Consider the following 14,618-nt stretch of genomic DNA (forward strand, 5'->3'; position numbering starts at 1 on the left):
TTGACGGTTTCTCGCTGTCCAACTTACCGTGCGGCTAGTAAGGTAACTAGCCGGGCGGCAAGTAAGTGCGTCACTTCTCCGGGGGAGCTTACCCATGAGTCAGGAAAGCCAGACGGCGGCGAGACCCAACATCAGGGTCGTGCTGTTCGGCCTGATGATCGCGATGATGCTCGCGATGCTCGACAACATGATCGTCAGCACCGCGCTGCCGCGGATCGTCGGCGAGTTCGGCGGCCTCGACCACTTCACCTGGGTCGTCACCGCGTACGTCCTGGGCACGACGGTCTCCACCCCGATCTGGGGCAAGCTCGGCGACCTGTACGGGCGCAAGGCGGTCTTCCTGACCTCGGTGGTCGTCTTCCTGGTCGGCTCGGCGCTCTGCGGGATGGCCGGCTCGGACATGCTCGGCGGCCCCGGCGACGGCATGGTCGAGCTGATCGCGTTCCGCGCGGTGCAGGGCCTGGGCGCGGGTGGCCTGATGGTCGGCGTGATGGCGATCATCGGTGACCTGGTGCCGCCCCGCGAGCGCGGCCGCTACCAGGGCATGATCGCCGGCATCATGGCCATCGCCATGGTGGCCGGCCCGCTGGTCGGCGGCTTCATCACCGACAACCTCTCCTGGCGCTGGGCGTTCTACGTCAACCTGCCGCTGGGCGGTGTCGCGCTGCTGGTGCTGGCCACCACCATGCACCTGCCGAAGTACCGGACCGAGCACAAGATCGACTGGCTGGGCGCCGCCCTGCTCTCGGTCGGCATCACCGCGATCGTCCTGCTCACCACCTGGGGTGGCAACGAGTACGACTGGGTCTCCCCGCAGATCCTCGGCCTGGCGGTGCTCGCCGTGGTGGCGCTGGTCGCCTTCGGCCTCGTCGAGCGCCGGGTTCCCGAGCCCATCCTGCCGCTGGGGCTCTTCGCCAACCGCAACTTCGCGCTGATCTCGGTGATCGGCTTCCTGCTCGGCTTCGCGATGTTCGGCGCGATGAACTTCCTGCCGCTCTACCAGCAGACCGTGCAGGGCGCCTCGGCCACCAACAGCGGCCTGCTGCTGCTCCCGCTGATGTTCGGCATGCTGGTGGTCTCGCTGGTGGTCGGCCGGGCGATCACCAAGACCGGCCGGTACCGGATGTTCCCGATCGTCGGCGGCGTGGTGATGACCGCCGGCATGCTCCTGCTCAGCCGCCTCGACGTGGACACCGGCAAGGTCGAGTCCTCGCTCTACATGGTCGTGCTCGGCGTCGGCATGGGCTTCCTGATGCAGACCTCGATGCTGATCGCGCAGAACAGCGTCGAGCAGAAGGACCTCGGCGCGGCCAGCGGCGCGGCCACCTTCTTCCGCTCCATCGGCGGCTCGTTCGGCATCTCGCTCTTCGGCGCCATCTTCGCCAACCGGCTCGCCGACTCCGCCGCCGGCAGCGCGTTCAGCGGCGGCACCGGCGAGGGCGGGGGGATGGACCTGGAGAAGCTCAAGGACCTGCCGGCCCAGGCGCGCGAGCTGGTGCTCGGCGGCCTCTCCGGCGCGATCTCCCACGTGTTCCTGTGGGCGGTGCTCTTCACCGTCGTGGTGCCGGTGCTCGCCTGGTTCATCAAGGAGGTCCCGCTGCGGTCGTCCAACGACGCCCCGCCGGCCGGGGCGACCCCCGAGGAGCAGGCCGAGACCGCCCTCGGCAAGGCCCCGGTGGCCTGACCCGGCTCCGTCGCGGCCGCGTCGTCCCCTCCCCGGGTACGACGCGGCCGCCCCGCTTATCCGAACCCGGTCGGGCGGGGTCAGGGGCGGCGGACGGCGCGGGCCAGGCGGGCGCGGAGGCGGCCCAGCAGCCCCGGACGGCGGGGCGGCGGCACCGTCGCGGCGGCGACGATCCGGTCGGCGAGCGCGGTGGTCGCCTCGTCCAGGGCCGGGGTGGCCAGCGCCAGGTGGGCCAGCGAGGTGGCGATCGGCACCGGCCGGTCCCGGGCCACCTCCGCCGCGTCCGCGAGCCGCTCGGCGACGACCCGCGCCACGTCGGGGCGTACCGCGGGATCGACCCAGGCGGCGGTGACCAGGGCGAACAGTGCCGCCTCGGTGATCCAGTCCTCCACACCCCAGACCAGCTCGACCAGCACCCGGCGCCGGGTCGAGTCCGCCCACGGCTCGTCGGTGCGGTGGTGCAGCAGGCCGAGGCAGGCCCAGACCTGCACGCAGCGCACCCAGAGCGACGGGTCCTGCCCGGTCAGCACCCGCCCCAGCGCGGTGGCGGGCGCCTCGGGCGGATGCACCAGCAGCCCCAGCAGGTCGCCCAGCTCCAGGGTGGCCAGCCCCACCGCGGCGTCGTACGCGGCCGGCGGGTGGGGCCAGGCGGGATGCGCCAGATGACGGACCCGGTCCGCCGCGTCGGCGGAGGGGACCGGCAGGGTGGGCGCCGCGGTGCTGCCGTCGTAGCGCCAGAGCTGGCAGGCGGTGGCCCGGCGGGGCTCCCGCGGGTCCGGGTCGGCCACGCCGGTGACCTCGACGTCCAGGCCCGGCACGGCCGCCGCCACGGTACGCATCGCGCTCGGCGGCTCGACGGCGGCCAGCCGTACCGAGGGGCCGGGCGCGCCGTCGGCGGCCAGGGCGCGGCGGAGCGCGTCGACCATCGCGCCGGACGCCGGGGTGACCTGCCCGAGCCAGGGCCGGCCCCGGCAGCACTCGGCCAGGTCGCCGTGCTCGTGGCTGTCGTCGGGATGGTCCCGGACGAAGTCGGCGAGGGCGACCAGGTGCGCCACGTCCCCGTCGCGCAGGTAGCGCAGCCGGTGCGCGGTGTGCACGGCACAGTCGAACGTCGGGTCCCGGGCCAGCGCCCGGTCGATCCACTCCAGCGCCGCGTCCAGCCGGCCGGTGTCGGCCAGGGTGCCGGCGATGTCCGCGTACACGGCGAGGTCGTCGGGGTCGTGGTCGACGGCCCGTTCCAGGGCGGCCAGGGCGTCCCGGGTGCGGCCCGCGCTGCGGTACGCGTACCCGAGCCACACCTCGCCGAGTTTGGTCGGCTCGGCGCGTACCCCCCGGCTGGCCCAGGTGACGGCGAGGGCGACCTCGCCGAGGCGCCGGGCCAGCGCGGACGCCGCGCCCAGCAGCAGCGCGTGGCGCGGGTGCGCGGCCACCGCGTTGCGGGCCAGGGTGAGGTACGGCAGCAGCGGCGGCCGGCCGGCCCGGGGCACCGGATCGGGTACGGCGGCGCAGACCTGCATCAGGATCCGGGCGGCGCGTTCCGGGTCGAGCCGTCGCGCCAGTTCGGGGGCGCTCACCCAGGGCACGCCGGCCCAGTCGACGCCGGGCGCGTGCCCGGTGGCGGCGACCAGCAGGTCGAGCCCCTCGGCCGGGCGCCCGGCGGCGGCGAGCAGGTGGGCGCGGGCCACCACCGCGCCGACGAAGACCCGCTGGCCGAGCGGGAAGAGCTCCAGGTCGCCGCCGGAGGCCGCCGCGATGCGGGCCAGCGTCTCGTGCACCTCGGGCAGGGTCGGGGCCTGGACGATGGCGGCGGCGAGGTGACCGGCGGCGTGCGGCAGGTCGCCCTCGTCGAGCGCCAGCCGGGCCAGCGCGAGCTCCTCCGCGGCGGACAGCACGGGTTCGTCAGGTCCCTCCGACACGTCGGCCTCTCGCTCGCAGTTCCAGGGCTGGGCAAGCCTAGGGGATGACGCGCCGATCTGGTGATCCACTGCGCATTCCTGCTCGTACGATTGATCAGACGCGAGCAATGGTGCAAGACTGAGCATGAAACGCGCGGCAATCGCGCAGTGGGAGGAGCTTCCGTGACGCGTCCAGGGGCCGGGATGGCCGCCGACATCGACGAGCAGCCGGCCGGTTACGCCCGGTTGCTCACCGCCGAGCACGCCGGGGCGATCGCCCGCGTCGCGGCGGTGATCGCGCAGCGGCGGCCCCGGCACGTGGTCTTCACCGCCCGGGGCACCTCCGACCACGCCGCGCTCTACGGGGCGTACCTGACCGAGATCCGGCTCGGTCTGCCGGCCGGGCTCGCGTCGCCGAGCGTGGTCACCCTCTACGGGGCCCGCCCCAACCTCTCCGACGCCCTGGTCGTCGGGGTCAGTCAGAGCGGCGGGTCGCCCGACCTCACCGAGGTGCTGCGCGCCGCCCGCGACGCCGGGGCGCTCACCCTGGCGGTCACCAACGCCCCCGGCTCGCCGCTGGCCGAGACCGCCGAGCTCTCCGTCGACATCGCCGCCGGGCACGAGCGGGCGGTCGCCGCGACCAAGACGTACACCGCCGAGCTGCTGGCCCTGCTGATGCTGGTCGAGGGCGTCCGGGCCGGCGACGGGGTGCTCCCCGCCGACGAGCGGGCCGCGCTGGACGCCCTGCCCGGGCTGGCCGAGCGCACCCTGACCGACCCCACCCCGGCCCAGCTCGCGCCCCGCTACCGCTTCGCCGGCCAGCTCGTCACCACCGGCCGGGGGTACGCGTACCCGACCGCCCGGGAGGCCGCGCTGAAGCTGATGGAGACCTCCTACCTGCCCGCGCTCGCCTTCTCCGGCGCCGATCTGCTGCACGGCCCGCTGGCGATGACCGACCCGGACGTGCCGGTGCTGGCCGTGGTCGGCTCCGGACCCGGCGGCCGGTCGATGGAGGAGGTGCTGCCCCGGCTCGGCGAGCGCCGCGCCGACGTGGTGGTGGTCGGCTCCGCCGAGGTCGAGGGGGCCACCCGGATGGCCGTGCCCGAGGTTGACGAGCGGTACGCCCCGCTGCTGGACATCCTGCCCCTGCAACGGCTGGCGCTGTCGCTGGCGCTGGCCCGGGGCGAGGACCCGGACGCCCCGCGCGGGCTGAAGAAGGTCACCGCGACGAGGTGACGCCCGGCGTGGCACGCTGTGTCTCGTGTCCACGCTGCGCGACCTCGCCGAGGAGCACACCCAGCTCCGGCCGGCCGACATCGACCACCTGCACCGGATCGCGGGGGACTGGCAGCTGCTGTCCGACCTCTCCTTCGCCGATCTGCTGCTGTGGGTGCCGGTGGACGGCGACGGGACGTTCCTCTGCGTCGCCCAGGTCCGCCCGACGACCGCCCCCACCGCGTACCTCGACGACCAGGTGGGGCGGATCGTCGGCGGGCCGGAGGTGGCGCACCTGGAGGTCGCCTACCGGCAGGGCCGGATCTGGCGGGAGGGCGACCCGGTCTGGTACGGCGACGTGCCCGCCCGGCACGAGGCGATCCCGGTCCGGCTGCGCGCCGCCGACGGCGAGTCCGGTGAGGTGGTCGCCGTGGTGGGCCGGGACACCAACCTCTCCACCGCCCGTACGCCCAGCCAGCTGGAGCTGAACTACCTCACCACCGCCGACGACCTGGCCCAGATGACCGCCGACGGCACCTTCCCGCCGCCCCGGCACCCGGGCGAGACCACCTCGGCGCCCCGGGTCGGCGACGGCCTGGTCCGGCTGGACGCCAACGGCAAGGTCACCTACGCCAGCCCGAACGCGCAGTCGGCGTACCGGCGGCTGGGCTACGCCTCCCACCTGGTCGGGGAGGACCTGGCCAAGCTGCACCGGCGGCTGGCCAGCGACCCGCTGGAGGGGACCGACGCGGCCAACGGCGTGCTCGCCGCGCTGCGCGGCGAGGCCCCGCCCCGGCGGGAGATCGACGCCCGGGGCGCCACCATGCTCACCCGGTCGCTGCCGCTGATGCCGGCCGGCGTGCCGATCGGCGCGCTGGTGCTGGTCCGCGACATCACCGAGGTACGCCGCCGCGACCGGGCGTTGATCACCAAGGACGCCACCATCCGGGAGATCCACCACCGGGTGAAGAACAACCTGCAGACCGTCGCCGCGCTGCTGCGCCTCCAGGCCCGCCGGGTGTCCATGCCCGAGGCCCGGGTGGCGCTGGAGGAGTCGGTACGCCGGGTCGCCTCGATCGCCCTCGTCCACGAGACGCTCTCCATGTCCAGCGACGAGGCGGTCGAGTTCGACGGGATCGTCGACCGGGTGGCCAGCGCGGCCACCGAGGTCGCGGCGACCGAGGTGAGCGTCGGCATGCGCCGCAAGGGCAGCTTCGGCGTACTGCCCGCCGAGATCGCCACCTCGCTGGTGATGGTCCTCAACGAGCTGCTGCTCAACGCCGTCGAGCACGGCTTCCCGCCGGCCGGTGAGGACGGTGCCGCCGGCCCGGAGGGCGGCGCCGCGCCGCAGGTGGTGGTCACCGCGCACCGGTTCCGCAAGCAGTTGCACGTCTCGGTCGCCGACAACGGGCGCGGCCTGCCGGCCGAGTTCGACGCCGAGCGCGGTGGCCGGCTGGGCCTGCAGATCGTCCGAGCGCTCGTCACCGGGGAGCTGCGCGGCAGCATCGAACTGCGCCCCGGCGCGGCCGGCGGCACCGAGGCCGTGCTGGTCGTGCCCCTGGCGCGCGGGGAGCGCGGCTAGCCGCGTGCTGGTCGTGCCCTTGGCGCGCGGGGAGTGCGGCTAGCCGCGCGCTGGTCGTGCCCTTGGCGCGCGGAGAGTGCGGCTAGCCGCGCGCGGTGAGCAGGGCGACGGTGACGCCGGGCCGCTGCCACACCTGACCGACGGTGAAGCCCGCCCGCAGCGCGTCCCCCTTGGCGCCGGGCACCGCCGTCACTGGATCGGGTCGCCGGCCGGCCACCACCAGCCACACCCGCCGCACCCCGGCCAGGCACTCGGCCGGCCGAGCGCACTCGGTGGCCCAGAGGTCCGCGCGCTGCCGCTGGTCGCGGACCACCAGCACGTCGCGCGGCCGCGCCCCGCCCAGGTGGTACGCGAGCCCGAGGTCGAGGAAGAGCCAGCCGTCCCGGGGGTGCACGACGACCGCGTCACCGGGCTGCTGGCCGGCCGCGACGATCCGCGCCGCACCCCGGTAGTCGACGGTCGCGCTGCGCGGCCAGCCGTGCGTCTGCCGCAGCGCCGCCTGGTCGGGCAGGCCGAGCAGCCCGGCGAGTACCACCACCGCGAGCGCCCCCGACACCGACGCCAACGCTGCCGGCACCGACGCCCATGCTGCCGACGCCGACGCCGACGCCGACGCCGACGCCGACGCCGACGCCGACGCCGACGCCGACGCCGCTGGGCTGGCGGCCGTGGCCCGGGTCGACCCATCCGGCCCGCGCTGCTCTGCCGGCGGGCCGGCTGTCGGTGCACCGGCCAGCGCCGCGCCGGCGAGCACGCTCGCGAAGGGCACGGTGAAGACCAGGTAGCGGGGCACCCAGAGGGCCACCACCAGCGCGCCGACGAAGACCAGCAGTACCGGCAGGAGCACGCAGAGCCCGGGCAGCAACGCCCGGCGACCCGCCCGGACCGCGCCGAGGGCGGCCAGCCCGACCAGCAGCCCGCCCACCACCGAACTCTGCGCCACCGCGCCGGGCAGCGCCGCCAGGTCGGCCAGCCGCGCCGGTTCGACCCAGTCGAGCTGGCGGGAGCGCTGCCCCCGGGCGGTGAGCAACAGCGGGGTGAGCAGCACGAGCACCGGCAGCACGGCGAGCACCCAACGCACCGTCAACCGCCCGTCCCGATCGGCCGTCCCGTCCCGGTCGTCCGTCGCGTTCCGGTCGTCCACCGTTCCGTTCCGGTCGTGCGCCGTTGCGTTCGGGCCGTGCGCCGTCTCGTTCTGCTCGGGCGCCGCCCCGTTCCGGCGGTCCGCCGTGCCGTTCCGGTCGTGTGCCGGGGCGGGTGGTGCGTCGGTCGGGCCGTGGTCCGTCGGGCCGGCGGGCGGTGGGGCGAGGTCGGCCGCCGGTGCGGGCGGTGGGGCGAGGCCGGCCGCCGGTGCGGGCAGCGGAGCGAGGCCGGCCGCCGCGCGGCCGCGCCACCACGCCACCAGCACCACCGCGGCGTGCGCGGCCAGCAGGGTGAGCGCCAGCAGGTGGGTCAGGCCGAGCGCGGCGACCGCCGCCGCGTACCCGGCCCAGCGAATCCACGCGGGCCGGCGCAGCGCCGCGACCAGCAGCAGGGTGGCCAGCACCGCGAAGAGGCTGGCCAACGCGTAGGGGCGGGCCTCCTGGGCGTACCGGGAGGTGCCGGGAAGGACCGCGAAGAGCAGGCCGGCGAGCAGGCCGGCCCGCGTCCCCAGCAGCCACCTGCCGAGTACGGCCGTGAGTCCGGCCGCCCCGGCCATGGCCAGCGCCGAGGGCAGCCGCAGCGCCGTCGCCGAGTCCCCGAAGAGCCGGACCCAGCCGTGCATGAGCAGGTAGTACGGCCCGGTGGCGGCGTCCACGGTGCCGGTGAGCCGGAGCAGGTCGCCCAGCGGGCGGGTGGCGGCGCTCCAGGTGGCCAGCTCGTCCCGCCAGGGCTGGGCGTGGCCGATGCCGTAGAGCCCGACGATCAGCGTGGCCAACAGGGGCGGCGCCCAGACGAGCCGTGCCCACCCCTCCACCGCATGCCGCTTTCCGGACATACTGCCCACGCGCCGAGCGTCCCACACCGCGCCGGGCCCCGCTGCCACAGCGGCCCTGGCCGCCGTGCTGCCCATCCCACGAACACGGCCAGAGCTTTACCCGCTGTCCCGCGCAGCTTGATCGCACGCCTGGTGCTGGCCTTGGGGAGTTGGCTGGACGCTCGCGCTGGCCCTGGGAACCGTGGCCGGACCCGGCGCTGGCCCTGGGAAGCTTGGCCGGACCCGGTGCTGGCCCCGGGAAGCGTGGCTGGATGCCTCGTGCGGGCCCTTTCGAGCTGATGTCGTAGACGATTCACCAGTGCGGCGAACAGCCTGCGGCGCTCTCCCTCCGCCCCCGACCGGCCCCGCTCGGCCGGTGCGGTGACGTGACCGCAGGGACCCGGCGGGCGGCCGTTGATTCGTTCACGACATCAGCTCGAAAGGGCCGGCGCAGGGCATGTGGTGGCAGGGGCCTGAGCCGACCATGGGCCGCCCGAGGAGTGCGGGAGGCCGTGTCGACAAACGGGGGCGGACTACCGGGGGCGTGCAGACCACCGAGGCCTGAAGAGCCACCCGGGCTTGAAGAACCACCCGGGCTTGAAGAACGGTCGGGCGTGAAGAAGCACCGGGCGTGAGGGAACACCGGCAGATGCCGGCTCTGCCCGGGCAACCCATTCGCGGAGGTCGAAAGGCCGGCGGAGGCGGTCGCAGCGCGGGGGCGGTGCCGGCGGGGGCGCAGCCCGTGATGTGGGATGGCGCACGCGCTCGTTGGCCGGCCCCCCGGGGGTGTGGCAGCATGGCCCCATGACCGCCGCTGTCGTCCGCCGCTTCGTGGCCCGTCGCCACGTCGACTACGGCCGCGTGCGCAGCGCGATCTGTCCGGCCCACTGACGACGCCCGACCCATCTGTCTCGGGCGCGTACTGCGCGCCGGCCGTTCCGACACCGTTGTCCTCGGCCCGTCCCACGGGTCGGCCGCCGCGCCCGCGTATCCCACCGAGGCACAGCAGACAACGGAGGACGCCGCGATGGCGGTCAGCAGCACCCCGGCCCGCCCGGAGACCCCGGCGGCGCCCGCCGCCCGGGCAGCCCGTCGTCCGCGCGGCGAGGGGCAGTGGGCGCTCGGCCACCGCGAGCCGCTCAACGCCAACGAGCGGATCAAGAAGGACGACGACCCGCTGAACGTCCGGGCCCGGATCGAGAACATCTACGCCCACCGCGGCTTCGCCGCCATCGACCCGCAGGACCTGCGCGGCCGGTTCCGCTGGTGGGGCCTCTACACCCAGCGCAAGGCCGGCATCGACGGCGGGCGCACCGCCGTGCTGGAGCCGCACGAGCTGGAGGACGAGTTCTTCATGCTCCGGGTGCGGGTCGACGGCGGCCAGCTCAACCTGGCCCAGCTCCGGGTGATCGCCGACATCTCCCGTGAGTTCGCCCGGGACACCGCCGACATCACCGACCGGCAGAACATCCAGTACCACTGGATCCGGGTCGAGGACATGCCGGAGATCTGGCGCCGGCTGGAGTCGGTCGGCCTGCAGACCACCGAGGCGTGCGGCGACTGCCCGCGCATCGTGCTCGGCAGCCCGGTCGCCGGGGTGGCCCGCGACGAGGTGCTCGACCCGACCCCGGCGATCGACGAGATCGTCCGCCGGTACGTCGGCGACAAGGCGTACTCGAACCTGCCGCGCAAGTTCAAGACGACGATCTCCTGGCTGGTCGACACCCCGTACGAGGCGAACGACATCGCCTTCCTCGGGGTCGACCACCCGGAGCACGGCCCCGGCTTCGACGTCTGGGTCGGCGGCGGCCTCTCCACCAACCCGATGCTGGCCAAGCGGCTGGGCGTCTGGGTGCCGCTGAACGAGGTGCCGGACGTGTGGGCCGGCGTGGTCGGCATCTTCCGCGACTACGGGTACCGCCGGCTGCGCAACCGGGCCCGGCTGAAGTTCCTGGTCGCGGACTGGGGCGTGGAGAAGTTCCGCGAGGTGCTGGAGAAGGAGTACCTGGGCCGGACCCTGCTCGACGGCCCGGCCCCGCAGCTGCCCGACAAGCCGGTCGACCACATCGGCGTGCACCGCCAGCGCGACGGCCGCAACTACGTCGGGGCCGCCCCGGTGGTCGGGCGGGTCTCCGGCAGTCAGCTCACCCAACTGGCCGACGTGGTCGAGGCGCACGGCAGCGACCGGGTACGGCTCACCCCGTACCAGAAGCTGCTGGTGCTCGACGTGCCGCCGGAGCGGACGGAGCCCCTGGTCGACGCGCTGCGCGGGATCGGCCTGGAGGCCCGGCCGTCGGCCTGGCGGCGCGGCACCATGGCCTGCACCGGCATCGAGTTCTGCAAGCTGGCCATCGTCGAGACCAAGCGACGCGGCGAGGAGCTGGTGGCCCGGCTGGAGGAGCGGCTGCGCGACTTCGACGCCGACATCTCCATCCACCTCAACGGCTGCCCGAACGCCTGCGCCCGCACCCAGGTCGCCGACATCGGCCTCAAGGGGCAGCTGGTGGTCGGCCCGGACGGCCGGCAGGTGGAGGGCTTCCAGGTGCACCTCGGTGGCGGGCTGGGCATGGCCCAGGGGCAGACCGCCGGCTTCGGGCGCAAGCTGCGCGGCCTGAAGACCACCGCCGATGAGCTTCCGGAGTACGTGGAACGACTGGCCCGCCGCTACCTGGCCGGCCGGAGCGAGGGCGAGACGTTCGCCAACTGGGTGATCAGGGTCGACGAGGAGGAGCTTCGATGAGTAGCGAAACCCGTTCCGCGCCGCTGTACTGCCCGTACTGCGGCGAGGAGGACCTGCGGCCGAACGAGGCCGGGCACGGCGCCTGGGAGTGCCACGCCTGCGCCCGCGTCTTCACGGTGCGGTTCACCGGCCTGCTCGCCAAGGTGGTGGCCCGATGAACCTGGTCTCCGCCGCGAACCTGGGCCTGGTCGGCGTCGGCGGCCCGAAGCCGGCCGAACCGGCCCGGCGTGACCCGGAGGAGCTGCGCGCGCTGGCCGAGCGGGCCGGCCGGGAGCTGGAGGGCGCCCCGGCGCTGGAGATCGCCCGCTGGGCCGCCGAGACCTTCGGCGACCGGTTCTGCGTGACCAGCTCGATGGCCGACGCGGTGCTGGCGCACCTGGTGTCCCGGGTCGCCCCCGGGGTGGACGTGGTCTTCCTCGACACCGGGCTGCACTTCCCGGAGACGCTGAAGGTGCGCGACGAGGTGGCCCGCCGACTGCCGGTCAACGTCCGCTCGATCCGTCCCCGGCTCACCGTGGGCCAGCAGGACGGCGAGTACGGCCCCCGGCTGTTCAACCGTTCTCCCGACGACTGCTGCCAGCTGCGCAAGGTGGAGCCGCTGGAGCGGGCCCTGGCCGGGTACGACGCCTGGGCCGCCGGGCTGCGTCGGGACGAGTCGCCCACCCGGGCGAACACGCCGGTGGTGACCTTCGACGCCCGGCGCGGCAAGGTGAAGGTCAACCCGATCGCGGCCTGGTCCCAGGCCGACGTGGACTCCTACATCTCCCGGTACGACATCCCGGTCAACGAGCTGTTCAGCCGCGGCTACGGCTCGATCGGCTGCTGGCCGTGCACCCGGCGTACCAAGGCGGGCGAGGACCCGCGGGCCGGCCGCTGGGCCATGTTCGAGAAGACCGAGTGCGGCCTGCACGTCTGACCGGGCCGGTTCCCGGCGCGGGGGAGACCGCGCCGGGAACCGGCGGACCGGCCGTGCCGGTCGGCGACCATTCGGGGCCGGAGCGGGGGATCCGGCCCTGCCCGGCGCCGGGCGGTGGCCGCCCGCCGGTGGTGCTGGTGGCGCACGGCAGCCGGGATCCCCGGGCGGCCGAGGCGACCCGGGCGCTGGCCCGGGCGGTCGAGGCGGTCCGGCCCGGCACGGCCGTCCTGCCGAGCTGGCTGGACCACACCGCACCGGACCCGACGGCGGTGCTGCGCGGGCTGGCCGTGGCGGGGCACACCCGGGCGGTGCTGGTGCCGCTGCTGCTCACCGCCGCCTACCACCGGCGGGTGGACATCCCGGCGGCGGTGGTGGCGGCCCGCGACACGGCGCCGGAGCTGGCGGTACGCGTCACCGACGTGCTCGGCCCCGCCGACGGCACGGTCGACGCCCGGCTGCTGGCCGGGCTGCGGCGGCGGTTGGCGGAGGCGGAACCGGACGGCTACGACGCCCTGGTACTGGCGGCGGCGGGCACCCGGGACGCCCGGGCGCGCGGCTCGGTGGGCCGGGTCGCCGCGGCGCTCGCCGCCGAACTTGGGGTCCCCTGCACCGTCTCGTACGCCTCGGCGGCGCCGCCGACGACCGACGTGGCGGTGGCCCGGCTGCGCGCCGCGGGCGCCCGGCGGGTGGCCGTGGCGGCGTACTTCCTGGCGCCGGGGCTCTTCCACGACGGGGTGGTGGCGGCGGCCGGCCGGGCCGGCGCGGTGGCGGTCAGCGGGCCGCTGACCGACGCGCCCGAGCTGGCCGAGCTGGTGCTGCGGCGGGTCGACGCGGTGCAGCGGTGGTGATCGGGTTCACCGTTCCGTCGATGATCGGACCGGGCGCCGTCCGGGTACCGGGGCAGCCGTGCGGCTCCCGGACAGCAGAACGCCCCGGCCGGTGGAACCCGGCCGGGGCGTGTCGCTGTGTGATCGGTCAGGCGGAGTGAGCGCGCAGCACCCGGATGCCGCCGCGGCGCTTCACCGCGCGGCGCTCCTCTTCGCTCATCCCGCCCCAGACGCCGGCGTCCTGACCGGACTCCAGCGCCCACTGCAGGCAGTGGTCGGTCACCGGGCAGCGCCGGCAGACGGCCTTGGCCTGCTCCACCTGCAGGAGGGCCGGACCGGACGTCCCGATCGGGAAGAACAGCTCCGGGTCCTCGTCGCGGCAGACGGCATCGTGGCGCCAGTCCATGGCGGCAACACTCCTCATTCTGGATGGGTGGCAGATAACGCTGGTGCTTTTCTTATATGCGTCCGCAGTGCCGGTCGTAACCGTTCGCGTCCGACTATTCGGCAGTGCGTGAGCAGGCTTGTGCAGTCCCTGGACCTGCTGGAACAGCTCAACCTGCCGAGCATATCCAGGCAATGTCCCGGTAACTCAAGTTCGCTTGTGAATACTTTCACGAACGCCGTCGATGTCAAGGGTGCCGCGAGGAAAAACTCCGCACGGTGAGCAAGCTCACGACCCTTTTGTCCGGATTTCAGGCGTCCCTGGTTACCCGGCGTACCACAGTCGAGGATCAATATAGTACAGTGCGCGTGACATTGCTGACATTTCCGGCACCAACCCCTCGTTGTGGCGGACACCGCGTCGTGCGGTGTAACGACCGTCAACCTAGGGCGTTACCCGAGACCTAGCAGATTACTCTCAGTGCGTCGGGAACGGATGTGAATCTGACTTTCTCCCGTTCGCCAAGGTAGTCGCCGTCGAGCTGGAACGCCTGCGGGCGCGCGCTGATCAGCGTGAACTCGGGCACGTCGTGCAGCCGGAGCACCTGCTTGCCGCGCGGATCGGGGTGCCGGGACAGGAACTGCGTCACTGTGCGTGTGGTGCTGGCCACCCGGAGCTGTCGCAGCGCCATCACGTCGAGCCCCAGGTCGAACGAGGCCTCCGGGTTCGGGTTGATCTCCCGCTCGCCCAGGTACGTCCACGGGGCGCAGTTCTGGATTATCACCGTCGCCAGCTCGGCCTCGGCCGCCTCACCGGGGCGCTCCAGGGTGATCGCCGGGTGTCGCCGGTCGGAGTCGAGGAAGTACTGGCTGAGCGTGGAGCGGAAGTAGAGCGCCGGGGTGGAGACGCGACCGCGTTTGCGGGCCTGTTCCACCCGGTGGATCACCGCCGCGTCCACTCCGAAGCCGGCGCAGAAGGTGAAGTAGCGGTCGTCGGCCCGGCCCAGCCCGATCGTGCGCGAGCGGCCCAGCCGCAGCCCTTCGAGGATCATGCTGGTGCCGTCCGGCCACTCCCGGGGCAGCCCCAGGGCGCGGGCGAAGACGTTGGTCGAACCGCCCGGCACGGTGGCCAGCGCGGGCAGTCGCTCGGCGGGCGTACCGCCGGGGCGGGCGGCCGGCGGCGCGGCCTTCATCAGGCCGTTCACCACCTCGTTGACCGTCCCGTCGCCACCCAGCGTGACGACGACGTCGACCCCTTCGGCGACCGCCTCCCGGGCGATGTCCATGGCGTGACCCCGTCGCCGGGTGTACCGCACCGACAGGTCTACTTCGCTGCGCAGGGCCCGGACCAGGACGTCCCGGCTGCGCTCGCTGGTGGTGGTGGCCTTCGGATTGACCACCAGGACGGCCCGCATGGG

At 74.3% G+C, this 14,618-nt stretch carries 11 protein-coding genes; 7 read left to right on the forward strand and 4 right to left on the reverse strand.

Features of this window, described 5'->3' with window-relative positions:
* Window positions 1-94 precede the first annotated feature (94 nt).
* Window positions 95-1,684 (forward strand): MDR family MFS transporter, encoded by a 1,590-nt coding sequence (locus FHX75_RS21625; protein ID WP_154942181.1) that lies wholly within the window; start codon window positions 95-97, stop codon window positions 1,682-1,684.
* An 80-nt stretch (window positions 1,685-1,764) separates the two neighbouring features.
* Here FHX75_RS21625 and FHX75_RS21630 read toward each other — a convergent pair whose 3' ends face one another.
* The gene (locus tag FHX75_RS21630) at window positions 1,765-3,600 is read right to left on the reverse strand and encodes a tetratricopeptide repeat protein (protein WP_246158439.1); all 1,836 of its coding nucleotides are present in this window, start codon (window positions 3,598-3,600) and stop codon (window positions 1,765-1,767) included.
* Window positions 3,601-3,783: 183 nt separating this feature from the next.
* Here FHX75_RS21630 and FHX75_RS21635 point away from each other — a divergent pair, with 183 nt between their 5' ends.
* Window positions 3,784-4,815, forward strand: a complete 1,032-nt coding sequence (locus FHX75_RS21635; RefSeq protein ID WP_154942702.1) for an SIS domain-containing protein — start codon at window positions 3,784-3,786, stop codon at window positions 4,813-4,815.
* Between the two features lie 25 nt (window positions 4,816-4,840).
* The gene (locus tag FHX75_RS21640; RefSeq protein ID WP_154942183.1) at window positions 4,841-6,376 is read left to right on the forward strand and encodes a PAS domain-containing sensor histidine kinase; all 1,536 of its coding nucleotides are present in this window, start codon (window positions 4,841-4,843) and stop codon (window positions 6,374-6,376) included.
* Window positions 6,377-6,458: 82 nt separating this feature from the next.
* Here FHX75_RS21640 and FHX75_RS21645 read toward each other — a convergent pair whose 3' ends face one another.
* Window positions 6,459-8,354: a glycosyltransferase family 39 protein gene (locus FHX75_RS21645; RefSeq protein WP_154942703.1), complete on the reverse strand. Its 1,896-nt coding sequence runs from the start codon at window positions 8,352-8,354 to the stop codon at window positions 6,459-6,461.
* Window positions 8,355-9,360: 1,006 nt separating this feature from the next.
* Here FHX75_RS21645 and FHX75_RS21650 point away from each other — a divergent pair.
* From FHX75_RS21650 to FHX75_RS21660, 4 genes are all read left to right on the forward strand, one after another.
* Window positions 9,361-11,073, forward strand: coding sequence for a nitrite/sulfite reductase (locus FHX75_RS21650; RefSeq protein WP_154942184.1), 1,713 nt, complete (start codon window positions 9,361-9,363; stop codon window positions 11,071-11,073).
* On the forward strand, window positions 11,070-11,231 hold the full coding sequence (locus FHX75_RS30920; RefSeq protein ID WP_170285433.1) for a hypothetical protein: 162 nt from the start codon (window positions 11,070-11,072) through the stop codon (window positions 11,229-11,231). The genes FHX75_RS21650 and FHX75_RS30920 overlap by 4 nt, the downstream gene beginning before the upstream one ends.
* Window positions 11,228-11,989 (forward strand): phosphoadenylyl-sulfate reductase, encoded by a 762-nt coding sequence (locus FHX75_RS21655; RefSeq protein ID WP_154942185.1) that lies wholly within the window; start codon window positions 11,228-11,230, stop codon window positions 11,987-11,989. The genes FHX75_RS30920 and FHX75_RS21655 overlap by 4 nt, the downstream gene beginning before the upstream one ends.
* An 89-nt stretch (window positions 11,990-12,078) precedes the next feature.
* Window positions 12,079-12,837, forward strand: a complete 759-nt coding sequence (locus FHX75_RS21660; protein WP_154942704.1) for a sirohydrochlorin chelatase — start codon at window positions 12,079-12,081, stop codon at window positions 12,835-12,837.
* A 127-nt stretch (window positions 12,838-12,964) separates the two neighbouring features.
* Here FHX75_RS21660 and FHX75_RS21665 read toward each other — a convergent pair whose 3' ends face one another.
* Both FHX75_RS21665 and FHX75_RS21670 read right to left on the reverse strand, forming a co-directional pair.
* On the reverse strand, window positions 12,965-13,222 hold the full coding sequence (locus FHX75_RS21665; protein ID WP_088960482.1) for a WhiB family transcriptional regulator: 258 nt from the start codon (window positions 13,220-13,222) through the stop codon (window positions 12,965-12,967).
* A 442-nt stretch (window positions 13,223-13,664) separates the two neighbouring features.
* On the reverse strand, window positions 13,665-14,615 hold the full coding sequence (locus FHX75_RS21670) for a diacylglycerol/lipid kinase family protein (RefSeq protein ID WP_154942186.1): 951 nt from the start codon (window positions 14,613-14,615) through the stop codon (window positions 13,665-13,667).
* Between the last annotated feature and the right edge of the window lie 3 nt (window positions 14,616-14,618).

The organism is Micromonospora palomenae, from assembly GCF_007829925.1.
Lineage (GTDB): Bacteria > Actinomycetota > Actinomycetes > Mycobacteriales > Micromonosporaceae > Micromonospora > Micromonospora purpureochromogenes.